A 14,053-nucleotide genomic window follows, 5' to 3' on the forward strand; every position below is an offset into this window, starting at 1 on the left:
ATCTTCAAAGCCATTAGTTTCAGGCGGTTTTATATTTTTGCAGCTATGGCAAATCAAGACGATAAATTTAAGAAGGTTATTTCTCATGCTAAGGAGTATGGGTACGTGTTTCAAAGTAGTGAGGTTTACGATGGTTTAAGTGCAGTATATGACTATGCGCAGAATGGTGCAGAGTTAAAGAAAAATATACGTGATTACTGGTGGAAAGCCATGGTACAAATGCACGAGAATATTGTGGGAATCGATGCTGCTATTTTTATGCACCCAACGACATGGAAAGCCTCTGGTCACGTAGATGCTTTTAATGACCCTTTAATCGATAATAAAGATTCTAAAAAACGCTATAGAGCTGATGTTTTAATAGAAGACTATTGTGCTAAAATAGAAGCTAAAATTGATAAGGAAGTCATAAAAGCGGCCAAACGATTTGGAGATGACTTCAATAAAGAAGAGTTTATAACAACAAACGGGCGTGTTCTCGGATATCAAGAAAAGATAAATACGATTCTTTCTAGAATGGCGAAATCACTTGAGAATGAAGATTTAGCCGGTGTAAAAGCACTTATTGAGGAATTAGGTATTGCAGATCCATTAACAGGTTCAAAAAATTGGACAGATGTTAAGCAGTTCAATCTTATGTTTGGAACCAAATTAGGGGCCTCTGCCGATAATGCCATGGATTTATATTTACGTCCTGAAACGGCTCAAGGTATCTTTGTGAATTTCCTTAATGTTCAAAAAACAAGCCGTTTAAAAATTCCTTTCGGAATAGCACAAACGGGTAAAGCTTTTAGGAATGAGATTGTAGCAAGGCAATTCATTTTTAGAATGCGTGAGTTTGAACAAATGGAAATGCAGTTTTTTATTAAGCCAGGAACTCAAAAAGAATGGTATGAGCACTGGAAAGAAACCCGTTTAAAATGGCATTTGTCGTTGGGTATGGGAGAAGATTTGTACCGTTTCCATGATCATGAAAAGTTGGCGCATTATGCCGATGCAGCTGCCGATATAGAATTTAAGTTCCCGTTTGGGTTTAAAGAGTTAGAAGGTATTCATTCAAGAACCGATTTCGATTTAAGTCAGCATGAAAAATTCTCAGGCAAGAAACTTCAATATTTCGACCCAGAAGAAAATAAAAGCTATGTACCCTATGTTCTAGAAACATCTATTGGTTTAGATAGAATGTTTTTGGCTGTATTCTCTAATTCATTGCAAGAAGAAGAGTTAGAAAATGGAACCACAAGAACCGTTTTAAAATTACCAAGCGTATTAGCACCGGTTAAAGCTGCTATCTTGCCTTTAGTTAAAAAAGATGGATTGCCTGAAGTAGCTCGTAAGATTGTTGAAGAACTTAAATGGGATTTCAATGTAATATATGATGAGAAGGATGCAGTAGGACGTCGTTACAGAAGACAAGATGCCAATGGAACACCATTCTGTATTACCGTAGATCATGACACTTTAGAAGATAACACGGTTACGATTCGTCATAGGGACTCTATGGAGCAGGAACGTGTTAATATTGATGATTTAAGAGATATTATCAAGAAGCAAGTAGATGTACGTTCTTGGTTAATGAGGATGTAACATATTCCTGTGAAAGCAGGAATCTCTATAAAAACAAAACCCAGAGCCATGGCTCTGGGTTTTGTTTTGTATCTTTTTAGTGTTATTAAAATCGATAACCAAAATTAAAACCAAACCTAGGGACAATAGCATAATCCGAGTCATCATTCTGAAAGAGATTTCTGCCTATACCGTATAATAATTCAAAACTAACCCCTCTACTTGTAACCCACTTACTACCAATTGCAAAACCTACTGCAAAATCGGTTTTATAATCATCACCAGAAGAACTAATAAAACTAATACTCCTGTCTAAGGAATTTAACATGCCAAATCCTTCCGCAAAAAAACCTGAAGCATTTTTTTTACGTCCAAAATACATGCGATAATAAGGTAGTATATAGTATTGGGCTTCATCCCTTACGTCATTATCAAAAGGTAGAAAAACAGAAACGCCAACCGCAGATTCTTCATTTAAAATGTATTCGTATGTGCCTTCAAAAGCTCCTAAAATCAAAAATAATCCATTAAGTTTTATTTCGCTTGAGTTATTTGTACTACTAATATCACGATCATTTTCTTGAGAAAATAGGGGTGCATAAAGAAGTAATAGTAAGAAAGAAATAATCGAAAGTTTTTTCATTTTATTTGGTTTTTTGATTACTTGAAATAACCCAAAAACTATACCGAAATAACGAAAAATCTTATATATAAAGAAAGTTTTTCTTTATATTTTCATCTGTCTATCAATCTGCTGATCTAAAGAAATAAATGTCTCGGTTCTTGAAACTCCTGAAATTGTCTGGATTTCATCGTTCAACAAATGCATTAAATGCGCATTGTTTTTACAAATAATCTTTATCAAAACATTCCAGTTTCCGGTAGTATAATGGCATTCTAAAACCTCCGGGACTTTTTTGAGTTGCTTAATGGCTTCGGGATTGTGAATAGCTTTATCTAAATATACCCCAATAAAAGCAACGGTAGTGTAACCCAATACCCTTGGGTTAATCACAAATTTAGAGCCTGTAATTAAACCAGATTTTTCAAGTTTACGCAAGCGTTGGTGAATGGCCGCACCTGAAATCCCCACGTTACGTGCTATTTCTAAAATAGGTGTTCTGGCATCTACCATGAGCGCGCGTAAAATCTTTTTATCTATACCATCTATGGTAAGGGCTTTTTCTTTATTCTTCATCTGGTTAGTTTCTGTTTAAAATACAAATGTAATCATTTGGTTTCAATCTAAAACAAAAACCGTGTAAATGATTGTTCGAATAAATAAAAAGTGATTTTTATAGCATGTGTTTAGCCTTTTTCTAAGAATTAGTTGATTATTTTTGTGTTTTTATATCTGTATCTGGAGAAAAAATGAGAAAATCTATTTTAATAACTGGGGCTTCTTTAGGAATAATTGCAATTATTTTAGGTGCTTTCGGGGCGCATGGATTAAAAGAATTGATTACTGCTTCATCTCAGAACACTTTCGAAACTGGGGTGCGTTACCAAATGTATCATGCCATTCTATTGTTATTTGTTGGAAACACTAATTTGGTTACCGGCAAAATGAAAAGTTTAATATATTTCCTCGTAGTTTTTGGAGTTCTGTTTTTCTCTGGTTCCATTTATGGATTGGCTACTAACGAGCTGTCTTCATTCGATTTTAAGACCATTGGTTTTATAACCCCAATTGGTGGTTTACTCTTCATAATCGCTTGGATTTGTTTATTGATTAGTTTTTTAAGAATTGATAAAAAAAAGCGTTAAAATTGAATTTGTAATCCTTCAAATGTCATATTTTTAGTAAAAATAATTTAACTGAAAAGGTATGGCGAATCAAAATTCGGTTTCAAAAGAACTGACTTTAGAGCATTACGGTATTAAAAATGCTCAGATTAATTATCAATTGTCTCCCGAAGAATTACACGATTATTGTATTAATAACGGATTTGGAAAGGAAGCCTCTTCTGGGGCTTTAGCAATAAATACTGGTGAATTTACCGGAAGATCCCCGAAGGACCGGTTTATCGTTAAGGATGATATTACTAAAGATCGTGTGTGGTGGGGTGATATTAACATTCCGTTCGACAGTGAAAATTTTGACTTATTGTACAATAAGGTTGTTGATTATCTTTCTAATAAAGAACTATTTGTGCGCGACTGCTATGCTTGTGCTGACCCTAATTATAGATTGAACCTAAGAGTGGTTAACGAATACCCTTGGAGCAATCAGTTTGCATATAACATGTTTTTGAGACCCGAAGAAGAAGACTTAAAACGTTTTAAGCCAGAATGGACAGTAATTAATGCTCCCGGATTTATGGCCAATCCTGATGAAGATGGAACGCGTCAGCATAATTTTGCCATAATTAACTTTACAAAAAAGATAGCACTTATTGGAGGTACCGGTTATACAGGTGAAATAAAGAAAGGTATATTTTCTGCATTAAATTTCATTTTACCAGTTTACAAAGACACATTGCCCATGCATTGTAGTGCAAATGTTGGGGCAAATGGCGACACCGCAATATTTTTCGGCCTATCAGGAACTGGTAAAACAACTTTGTCTACAGATCCAAATAGAAGTTTAATAGGAGATGACGAGCATGGCTGGACCAACGACAACAATGTGTTTAATTTTGAAGGCGGCTGTTATGCTAAGGTTATTAATTTATCGCGAGATAAGGAACCTGAGATTTTTGATGCCATAAAAAAAGGAGCAATCCTTGAGAATGTGATTTTAGATGCTAATGGCGTGGTGAATTTCAAAGATACTTCTATAACACAAAATACAAGAGTAAGTTACCCAATACATTTTATTGAAAATATTCAAGTGCCATCAGTAGGTTTTAATCCTAAAAATATATTCTTTTTAACAGCAGATGCTTTTGGGGTTATTCCACCAATATCGAAATTAACCCCTAGCCAGGCTGCCTATCACTTTATTTCTGGTTACACTGCCAAGGTGGCTGGAACCGAAGCTGGAGTTGTAGAGCCTGTGCCTTCTTTTTCGGCATGTTTTGGAGCGCCTTTTATGCCGCTACACCCTGCTAAGTATGCCGAAATGCTAAGTAAAAAAATGATTGATGCTGGTGTTAATGTTTGGCTTGTTAATACAGGTTGGACAGGAGGCCCTTACGGTGTAGGTAAGCGTATGGAACTTAAATACACCAGGGCTATGATAAATGCTGTTTTAAATGGCGAACTAGGACTGTATAACTATGATGATTATCATATTCATTCAGTATTTGGAGTTGCTCAACCTAGAACCTGTCCGGGCGTACCAACGAGTGTATTAAGCCCCAGACAAACCTGGAACGATGATGAAGCGTATTATACCATGGCATTTAAGCTAACAAATGCGTTTCGCGAGAACTTTAAAAAGTTTGAGGCGCATTGTAATGAGGAAATTAGACGTGGAGGTCCGCAACGATATGCGTTTTAATAGAAAAAAATCCCGATTCAAATAAGAATCGGGATTTTATATTTAAAGTGGTTTAATTACTTTTTTTTGTTGACTTCTTCAATGTATTTCTGCAAAGCCATCGTCATGGAAGGTGTTTCAGGAGTTGGAGCGGCTATATCTACGCGTAACCCTTTTTCCTTTACCGCTTTTATGGTGGTATTACCAAAAACAGCTATGCGTGTATTATTCTGTTTAAAATCAGGGAAGTTTTGAAACAGAGATTCAATACCCGAAGGACTGAAAAATACTAAAACATCATAATAAACATCGGCAAGGTCTGATAAATCACTAACAACTGTTTTGTAGAACGTTGCTTGTTTCCAATCAATACCTAAACCATCTAAAGTTTCAGGAACTAGAGGTTTAACTTTATCGGTATTTGGTAACAAGAACTTTTCGTCTTTATACTTTTTAATTAAAGGTGAAAGCTCTGCGAACGTACGTTTTCCAACATAAATCTTACGTTTTCTATATACTACATATTTTTGCAGATAGTAGGCAACCGCTTCAGACTGGCAGAAGTATTTCATAGTATCTGGTACTTTAAAACGCATTTCTTCAGCAACTCTAAAAAAGTGGTCTACAGCATTTCTACTGGTAAGTATAATGGCCGTGTAATTTTTTAGGTCTACTTTTTGTTGCCTAACCTCTTTAGCAGACACGCCTTCAACATGTATGAAAGGTCTAAAGTCTATTTTAACCTTTTGCTTTTCCTCTAAATCAAAATATGGTGAGTTCTCTATTTTAGGTTCTGGTTGAGATACTAAAATTGTTTTCACTTTCATAGGCCAAAGTAGTTTGTTCGTAGTTTCTAAGTCATAAACACCTTGTATATTATTACATAGGGTGCAATTTCGAGAGCGCAAAGATACAAAATAAAATAGAAAAAGTATTGTTTTATTAAACTTTGGTATGTTTTGAAAGACGTTATGAGCCCAATAATATTAACTGTTAATAAAATAATAATCATTACATAAATTAAAGGTAATGTTAATTCAAAACTGTAAAGGATAAAACAGTTTATTGGTAGCAACAATATGCCAAGATAATTTTTGTAGCTTATTTTCTGAAAAAGATAGTCTGAAACCAATTTTTCCATCTCAAAGAGACTTGCAATAAGACGCTCCAAAAGTACTTTAATTAGAAAAAAAGTGGCAATACCAATACCAAATTTTATGAGCGTATTAGGCAAGAACGTATCTTGACCTGTGGTGTATTCAAACAGTGTATACGAAAACAATGAAAGTGTAATCACAAGATTTCCGAATAGCAATGCATCAAAATTGTCTAAAAATTTTTGGTCTCTAGAGTATATTTTTAAGTATTTGGAGTTGCCGGGAACCGAGATAAAATCGTTGAAACGTTTGGGGTCTTTAAGCTTAGCGAGAGCTACGATAATTAACCCAACTACAAGCAATGCCGTGAATATTTCATTAGATACTATTTCCCTAAGCATGGGTTAAAATTATTATAAATTATTAATAAGAAGCTTAAATTATTGAGGAATATTTAAAAAAAATAAACCCATATTGCCGTACATTTGCCATGAATGAAAGCTCAGACAAACTGAATATGGAAGGAGCCATCGTTATCATCCCAACCTATAACGAAATTGAAAATGTTGAAGCTATTGTGAAAGCTGTATTTTCGCAGTCTGATGATATTCATATCCTCATAGTTGATGATAATTCACCAGATGCCACAGCTTCCAGGGTGAAAACACTTCAGAAAGAATTTAAGGGAAGACTGCATTTAGAAGTTAGGCAAGAGAAATCTGGTCTAGGTACAGCTTATATCCATGGCTTTAAGTGGTGTTTAGATAATAGCTATGAGTATATTTTTGAAATGGATGCCGACTTTTCCCATAATCCAAAAGATTTACAGCGATTATACGATACCTGTGCTATTGAGGGTGCAGATATGTCTATTGGGTCAAGGTATATAACAGGTGTTAATGTGGTAAACTGGCCTATGGGCAGGGTTTTAATGTCGTATTGTGCGTCTAAATATGTTCGATTTATAACAGGTATGAATATTAATGATACCACAGCAGGTTATGTCTGTTATAAGCGAAAGGTACTAGAATCGATAGATTTAGATACAATTAAGTTTATTGGTTATGCGTTTCAAATTGAAATGAAATTTAAAGCGTATCTTAAGAAATTCGAAATAAAAGAAGTGCCTGTTATCTTTACCGATCGTACAAAGGGGGAATCTAAATTAAGTAAAGGAATTATATCGGAAGCTGTTTTTGGAGTTATATCAATGAAAATAAAGAGCTTCTTTAAAAAATAAAGTCTTCTGTAAGAAGGCAAAAAATATAGAACATGAAAAAAACACTAATAAAAAATGCCAACATAGTTAATGAAGGTACTGTGTTTAATGGCGATGTTTTAATCGAGGGAGAATATATTAAGAAGATAGGAGAATCCTTAACGCCTAAATCGCCAGATGTTTTGGTGTTAGATGCAGAGGGGAAATATCTTTTACCTGGAGCCATAGATGATCAAGTTCATTTCAGGGAACCGGGTTTAACCCATAAAGCCAATATAGAAACAGAATCTAAAGCAGCTATTGCAGGAGGTATTACATCATTTATAGAAATGCCTAATACAAATCCGCAAACTACAACGGTTGAGAAGTTGGAAGAAAAGTTTGAAATAGCGGCCAAGAACTCGTCTGCAAACTATTCTTTTATGTTTGGTGGTACTAACGATAATTTAGATGAAATTTTAAAACTAGATGCGAATCAAGTTGCAGGTCTAAAACTGTTTTTGGGGTCTTCAACTGGAAATATGCTTGTTGATGATCCAGAAGTATTAAAAAAGATTTTTTCTAATACCAATTTGCGAATTTCAGTGCATTGTGAGGATGAAGCAACCATTAGAAAAAATTTAGAGGCGCACTTGAGCAAATATGGCGAGGACATCCCAATAGAGGAACATCCTGTAATAAGAAGTGAAGATGCTTGTTATTTGTCGTCTTCCAAAGCCATAGAATTAGCTAAAGAAACTGGTGCTCGATTACATGTTTTTCATTTGTCTACAGGAAAGGAAACCAATTTGTTTACCAACGATATAGCGCTAAAGGACAAGAAGATAACTTCTGAAGTATGTATTCACCACCTTTGGTTTTCTGATGAAGATTACAAGAATAAAGGGACCTTAATTAAGTGGAATCCTGCGGTTAAAACAGCTAAAGACAGAGATCAATTATGGGAGGCGTTGTTAGATGATAGAATTGATGTTATTGCTACAGATCACGCACCGCATACCATAGAAGATAAAAATAATGTTTATACCAAGGCGCCGTCGGGAGGGCCTCTAGTTCAACATGCGCTGCCAGCGATGTTAGAAATGTACCATAAAGGAAAAATTTCTTTGGAAAAAATAGTTGAAAAAATGTGTCACAATCCCTCTATTATGTTCGAAATAGATAGAAGAGGCTTTGTTAAGGAGGGTTATTATGCCGATTTGGTTTTAGTAGATTTAAATAATCCTTGGACGGTTACTAAAGATAATATCTTATACAAATGTGGTTGGTCACCGTTTGAAGGGGCAACTTTTAAATCGAGAATAACACATACCTTTGTAAACGGAAGTATGGCTTATCACAATGCTAAATTCAGTGCTGTAAAGTATGCAAAACGATTAACCTTTAATAGATAATGTACAGGCTAACATTTTTAGTTCTATTTATAGTTTTTTGTCTTTTAGGATGTACTCGTAGCATAAGCAAACCTAAAAACTTAATTTCTAAGAAAGACATGGTATGCATTTTAATTGATGCGAAATTGATTTCTTCAGCTAGTCCCCTAAACAAAAAAATATTACAGGAAAATAGGGTTTTTCCAAACAGTTATATCTTTAAAAAGTATAATATAGATAGTGCTCAATTTGCCGAGAGCAATATGTATTATACGCATCGTGTCAAGGATTATGAGGAGATTTACCAAATGGTAAAAGATAGTCTAGACCTTTTAGAAACTAAATATAAAGAACTAAAAGAAGCGGAAATTAAAATCGCAGAAAGAAAAAGCAGGGATTCATTAAATCAGGTGCTCAAAACAAGAGATTCATTAAGGGAAATAGCTAAAGATTCAAAAACTGAAACAGTTGGAAATAACCCAATGTTGATACATGAACTTGAGGACATAGATATTGATGATGAATTAGAGCTTATCGATCCTGTTTCAGATAAATAGCTCCGACTTCTATAATGCTTTCTTCTATAGGTTTAAAACTGTAATTAAGCGTTTTTTTTACTTTGTCGCTACTGTAGTTTTTCTTTGTGGAAATGGAGCTAACGATATGTTTTGTTATTCGCCTTCTTTTTCCAGTAAGTTTCGTTTTAAGCCAATCTATTTTCCAAGCAAATTTCAAAAGTAGAGGTTTAGCAAGGTGCTTCGGAGGGTTTTTGCCTACAGCCTTTGAAAGCGCACTGAAAAAACGTTTATAAGACCAGTTTTCGGCGACCAAAACAAAACGTTCGTTAACGATTGGACTTAGCATTAAATCTACCATGATATCAACTACATCAATTACTGAGACCAAGCCTATGCTTCCATTAGTATAGTGTTTTAGGCCTTTAGCTGCTTTTCTAAATAAACTTCCGGAACCGTATTTCCATATACCAGCCCCTATAATTACACCAGGATTAACCACCACCACATCCAATCCTTCCTGCGAGGCACGCCAAACTTCAATTTCGGCACCATATTTAGTGATGGCATATACACTATTGTCTGCTTCAGCGTTCCAAATAGTTTCCTCATTAATTGGAGATTCATTTAAACTCTCACCTAGCGTAGCTATAGAGCTTACATAGCAAAGTTTTTTTATGTTATTGGTACAACAGAGATTCACCACATTGGCTGTTCCTTCAATATTGGTTTTTCTTAAAATTAGATATTTGTCGGGTTCGAAAGATACAAACGCAGCGCAGTGGTATACATATTCTATGTCCTTAAAGACATCAGTCAATGCAGGGATGTCAAGTATATCGGCCTTTACCCATTCTATTTTTTTGAAGACATCATGATAGTTTTCGGAATAACAAGAAAATACATTTTTTACATGTTCTATTTTACGTTCGTTTCTGTATATAGCTCTTACATGATTGTCTTTATTCGCAAGTCTGTAAAGTAAATGTGCTCCCACCAATCCTGTTCCGCCGGTAACTAGTATCATAAAACTAAATTAAAGAATTATTCATAATACCAGAGTAATTGAGTAGTGATTTTTATCTTTGCGTAGTTTTTTTTAGAAAGCGGTTAGAGTAGCCAAAATATTTTACAACAAAACAGAATAAAATGATAAAGAATTTTGTAGAAGAACTAACTTGGAGAGGAATGATTCATACTGTAATGCCAGGAGCCGAAGAGCATTTAATGGAAGGTATGAAAAGTGCTTATATAGGTTTTGATCCAACCGCAGATTCTTTGCATATTGGTAATTTGGTTCCAATCATGATTTTAGCTCACTATCAAAGATGCGGACATAAACCTGTGGCTTTAGTAGGTGGGGCGACAGGTATGATTGGTGATCCATCTGGAAAATCTAATGAGCGTAACTTGCTTGATGAAAAAACGCTTCGTCATAACCAGGAGGCCATTAAAGGACAGTTGGCACATTTTTTAGATTTTGAGAGTGATGCTGATAATGCTGCAGTTTTAGTGAATAATTACGATTGGATGAAAGATTTTTCTTTTTTGGAATTCATCCGTGATGTAGGTAAGCATATCACCGTTAATTACATGATGGCCAAAGATTCTGTTAAGAATAGAATTTCTGCCGAAGCCTCAGAGGGTATGAGTTTTACAGAGTTTACCTATCAATTGGTGCAGGGATACGATTTCCTTCATTTATATAGAGAGGCCAACTGTTCTGTGCAAATGGGAGGTAGTGATCAATGGGGTAACATCACCACGGGAACAGAATTGATTAGACGAATAGCTGGTGGTAAAGGGTATGCTATTACTTGCCCTTTAATTACGAAATCCGATGGGTCTAAATTCGGAAAATCTGAAGGCGGAAATGTTTGGTTGGATCCAAAAAGAACTTCATCTTATAAGTTTTACCAGTATTGGTTAAATTCTTCTGATGAGGATGCAGAAAAGTATATTAAGATTTTTACGTTTTTAACCGAAGATGAAATTAATAGCTTAATTGAAGAGCACAAACAAGCGCCTCATCTAAGAGTATTGCAAAAGCGTTTGGCTGAAGAAATCACCAAAATGGTACATTCTGAAGAAGATTTAGGTAATGCGATAAAGGCGAGTAATATATTGTTTGGAAGATCTACAGGAGAGGATTTAAAAGGGTTAGACGAACAAACTTTTTTAGATGTTTTTGATGGGGTCCCTCAAACCGAAATTTCAACTTCAGATTTCAATAATGGTTTGGATATGATTGCAGCTCTTGCTGAAAAAGGCGGATTCTTAAAATCTAATGGAGAAGCAAGGCGCGCCCTTAAAGAAAATTCTATTTCGGTTAATAAAGAAAAAGTAAAAGAGGACTACATCATAAGTGAAAAGGATTTGATTAATGGTAAGTTCGTGCTTTTACAAAGAGGAAAAAAGAATTATTTCCTACTAAGCGTTGTTTAAGAAATAAGGCCCGAGTGAGAGCTCAGACCTTATAAACTAACCAACCAATTAAAAACTAATCTTTCTTTATCTTAGCTTTATTGGTTTGTCGCTCGAAACTTCAAAACCTAACAAGAAAATTGATTTTTTTTAGGGTAGTTTTTATAGAGCCATGAGGTTGCACCCTCGAATATCAGAATGGTCAAAACGACCAATAACCTCAAAGGAACCATCACTGTGTACTCTACCTAAATCTTGAGTGGCGATAAAGGCACATGAATTTATGTTGGCAAAATCTATGATATTTAAGCCTCCTGATTTTTTTGGGCTTTGAATGGAAAGCGGATCTTCAGTGTCGCGGGTAAGAACACGCATCCATGGCGGACAGTGAAAAATGCCTTTTTCTTTAGAGTAGGCTTGGCTTAGAAGCTCTGTCATACCATATTCGCTATGAACAGAATTAATCCCAAACCTCTTTTTTAGTATTACGTGGAGTTCTTCTCTAATCAATTCTTTCCTTCTTCCTTTCATGCCACCAGTTTCCATGACGATGGTGTTTTTAAGATTGAATTGAAATTTTTCCACCAAATCCAAAAGTGCAAAAGAAACACCAATGAGTAAGACTTTTTGTCCTTTAGAATTTAATTTTACTAGCGTCTGTTTTAATTCATTAAGGTTGTTGAGGTAGAATCCGCTTTCATTATGTTTAGACTCTTCAATTAAAGTATTTGCCATGTAAATTAAAGAAGACCCTTGGCGTTCTAAGTAAGAAGGTAACAAGGCTAGAACTACATAATCTTTAATATTGCCGTAAAATTGCTCGAAACATTTACCAAAACTCTGTTCATAAATACTTAAGTCGGTTATATGGTGTTTGCTAGTAATACTTCCAGTAGTCCCTGAACTGGTAAAGGTAGTTTGAACAGTTTTTTTTGAACTCAGAATGTCGTGTGTTTTAAAAAACTGGATGGGTAAAAAAGGTATCTTATCTATAGCGTTAACCTCACTAGGCGTTTTGTTAATGAGGTCACAAAAGGAACGATATACCCTATTGTTTTCAAATTGAAATTTAAATACCTCTAGTGCCTTGGATTCAAATTGATTTTCAGTCTTTATTTCGAAAATGGAATTAGCGTCTATCATAAACTTTTACTGCATAACAAAAGTATACAAAATAAAAAGCGCTACCAATGGTAGCGCTTTTGCAAAATTATATTTAGTACTAAATTATTTTATTACCAGTTTTCGGGTTTCGCTTATGCTACCTTCGGTGATTTTCAAGATGTAAACGCCTTTGTTCAAATTAGAAATCTCAAGCCTTTTACCAAATAATCTTGTTTTGTACATTTCTTTTCCCAAAACATTAAAAAATGTTATAGTTTTTGGGAGGTTTTTTTTGGACGATATAGTTACAAATGTACTTCCAATAACAGGATTGGGGAATATAGACAGTTCCTCTATGACTTCTTGTGATGGTTGCTCACGAAAGTTTTGAGCACTCAGAGATGAATTGCACAAGAGAATTAGAATGAAAATAACTGACAAGTAAAGTTTCTTCATATACAGATATTGGTAATTTAAAATTACGAAAAATAACACAAAAGTCATACCAAAAATTTGTTAAAGATTTTCGTGATTTATCGAAAGTTAATTTTCGGTAAGTAGTTTGTTATCTAAACGTTATTAATTAATTCAATATTAATTATATTGTCCTTTAAGTTATATATTTACTTTTTGCAAACATTAATTTAAACATGAAGAAAAAAGATATAAAAATACTTTTGGTTGATGATGAGCCAGATATCTTGGAAATTGTTGGTTATAATTTATCTAGTGAAGGATATAAAGTTATAACTGCCGAAAATGGTTTTGAGGGTGTAAAAAAAGCAAAAAAAGAACTCCCCCAGTTAATCATATTAGATGTTATGATGCCAGAGATGGATGGTATTGAAGCCTGTGAATTAATGCGCAAAACTCCCGATTTAAAAAATACAATAATTACGTTTTTAACTGCTAGAGGTGAAGATTACTCGCAAGTTGCGGGTTTTGATGCTGGAGCAGACGATTATATTACTAAACCCATAAAACCTAAGGTTTTAATTAGCAAAGTTAAGGCGCTTCTTAGGCGTTATAAAGAAGAAGAGGTGTCCGAAACGGTTAAAATTGGAAGTTTGGTAATTAACAAAGATGAATACAAAGTAACCTCAAAAGGAAAAGATATTATCTTACCAAGAAAAGAATTTGAATTACTATCTTTATTGGCATCTAAGCCAGGAAAAGTTTTTAAGCGCGATGAAATCCTAGATACCGTTTGGGGTAATGAGGTTGTTGTGGGTGGAAGAACCATAGATGTTCACATTCGTAAATTACGTGAAAAACTAGGAGACGATAGTTTTAAAACCATAAAAGGCGTAGGATACAAGTTTGTTGATTAG

Annotated in this window: 15 protein-coding genes; 8 read left to right on the forward strand and 7 right to left on the reverse strand. The window is 34.6% G+C overall.

The annotated features are described in order from the left end of the window. Positions 1 to 45: 45 nt before the first annotated feature. The gene (locus M0214_RS07660) at positions 46 to 1,587 is read left to right on the forward strand and encodes a glycine--tRNA ligase (protein WP_248724881.1); all 1,542 of its coding nucleotides are present in this window, start codon (positions 46 to 48) and stop codon (positions 1,585 to 1,587) included. A gap of 85 nt (positions 1,588 to 1,672) precedes the next feature. Here the strand turns inward: M0214_RS07660 and M0214_RS07665 are convergent, their stop codons facing one another. Both M0214_RS07665 and M0214_RS07670 read right to left on the reverse strand, forming a co-directional pair. Beyond that, a complete protein-coding gene (locus tag M0214_RS07665; protein WP_248724882.1) occupies positions 1,673 to 2,209 on the reverse strand; it encodes a hypothetical protein in 537 nt (178 codons plus the stop codon). 84 nt (positions 2,210 to 2,293) lie between these two features. Continuing rightward, a complete protein-coding gene (locus M0214_RS07670; RefSeq protein ID WP_248724883.1) occupies positions 2,294 to 2,764 on the reverse strand; it encodes an Lrp/AsnC family transcriptional regulator in 471 nt (156 codons plus the stop codon). A gap of 173 nt (positions 2,765 to 2,937) precedes the next feature. Between M0214_RS07670 and M0214_RS07675 the strand changes: the two genes are divergently transcribed. Both M0214_RS07675 and pckA read left to right on the forward strand, forming a co-directional pair. Continuing rightward, a complete protein-coding gene (locus tag M0214_RS07675; RefSeq protein WP_248724884.1) occupies positions 2,938 to 3,333 on the forward strand; it encodes a DUF423 domain-containing protein in 396 nt (131 codons plus the stop codon). A gap of 61 nt (positions 3,334 to 3,394) precedes the next feature. Beyond that, positions 3,395 to 5,011, forward strand: a complete 1,617-nt coding sequence (pckA, locus tag M0214_RS07680) for a phosphoenolpyruvate carboxykinase (ATP) (protein ID WP_248724885.1) — start codon at positions 3,395 to 3,397, stop codon at positions 5,009 to 5,011. A gap of 56 nt (positions 5,012 to 5,067) precedes the next feature. Here pckA and M0214_RS07685 read toward each other — a convergent pair whose 3' ends face one another. Both M0214_RS07685 and M0214_RS07690 read right to left on the reverse strand, forming a co-directional pair. Continuing rightward, complete coding sequence (locus M0214_RS07685; RefSeq protein WP_248724886.1) at positions 5,068 to 5,817, reverse strand: uroporphyrinogen-III synthase; 750 nt, start codon at positions 5,815 to 5,817, stop codon at positions 5,068 to 5,070. 26 nt (positions 5,818 to 5,843) lie between these two features. Beyond that, entirely contained in the window at positions 5,844 to 6,488 is a 645-nt protein-coding gene (locus tag M0214_RS07690) for a DUF4271 domain-containing protein (protein WP_248724887.1), read from the reverse strand. Positions 6,489 to 6,604: 116 nt separating this feature from the next. Between M0214_RS07690 and M0214_RS07695 the strand changes: the two genes are divergently transcribed. Genes M0214_RS07695 through M0214_RS07705 form a run of 3 tightly spaced genes read left to right on the forward strand, consistent with a single transcriptional unit; the run spans position 6,605 to position 9,236 of the window. Next, entirely contained in the window at positions 6,605 to 7,327 is a 723-nt protein-coding gene (locus tag M0214_RS07695; protein ID WP_248724888.1) for a polyprenol monophosphomannose synthase, read from the forward strand. A gap of 32 nt (positions 7,328 to 7,359) precedes the next feature. Beyond that, positions 7,360 to 8,700, forward strand: a complete 1,341-nt coding sequence (locus tag M0214_RS07700) for a dihydroorotase (protein ID WP_248724889.1) — start codon at positions 7,360 to 7,362, stop codon at positions 8,698 to 8,700. Beyond that, a complete protein-coding gene (locus M0214_RS07705) occupies positions 8,700 to 9,236 on the forward strand; it encodes a DUF4296 domain-containing protein (RefSeq protein WP_256467959.1) in 537 nt (178 codons plus the stop codon). The genes M0214_RS07700 and M0214_RS07705 overlap by 1 nt, the downstream gene beginning before the upstream one ends. Here the strand turns inward: M0214_RS07705 and M0214_RS07710 are convergent. After that, positions 9,211 to 10,221, reverse strand: coding sequence for an NAD-dependent epimerase/dehydratase family protein (locus M0214_RS07710; RefSeq protein WP_248724891.1), 1,011 nt, complete (start codon positions 10,219 to 10,221; stop codon positions 9,211 to 9,213). The two genes, M0214_RS07705 and M0214_RS07710, sit on opposite strands and share 26 nt — an antisense overlap. Positions 10,222 to 10,343: 122 nt before the next feature. On the opposite strand from M0214_RS07710, the gene tyrS reads away from it, so the two are divergent. Beyond that, positions 10,344 to 11,639 (forward strand): tyrosine--tRNA ligase, encoded by a 1,296-nt coding sequence (gene tyrS, locus M0214_RS07715; RefSeq protein ID WP_248724892.1) that lies wholly within the window; start codon positions 10,344 to 10,346, stop codon positions 11,637 to 11,639. 141 nt (positions 11,640 to 11,780) lie between these two features. Here tyrS and M0214_RS07720 read toward each other — a convergent pair whose 3' ends face one another. Continuing rightward, a complete protein-coding gene (locus tag M0214_RS07720) occupies positions 11,781 to 12,761 on the reverse strand; it encodes an acyl transferase (RefSeq protein WP_248724893.1) in 981 nt (326 codons plus the stop codon). Positions 12,762 to 12,845: 84 nt separating this feature from the next. After that, positions 12,846 to 13,178, reverse strand: a complete 333-nt coding sequence (locus tag M0214_RS07725) for a T9SS type A sorting domain-containing protein (RefSeq protein ID WP_248724894.1) — start codon at positions 13,176 to 13,178, stop codon at positions 12,846 to 12,848. A gap of 194 nt (positions 13,179 to 13,372) precedes the next feature. On the opposite strand from M0214_RS07725, the gene M0214_RS07730 reads away from it, so the two are divergent. Next, on the forward strand, positions 13,373 to 14,053 hold the full coding sequence (locus M0214_RS07730; protein WP_248724895.1) for a response regulator transcription factor: 681 nt from the start codon (positions 13,373 to 13,375) through the stop codon (positions 14,051 to 14,053).

It is taken from the genome of Seonamhaeicola sp. ML3 (assembly GCF_023273855.1).
GTDB lineage: Bacteria > Bacteroidota > Bacteroidia > Flavobacteriales > Flavobacteriaceae > Seonamhaeicola.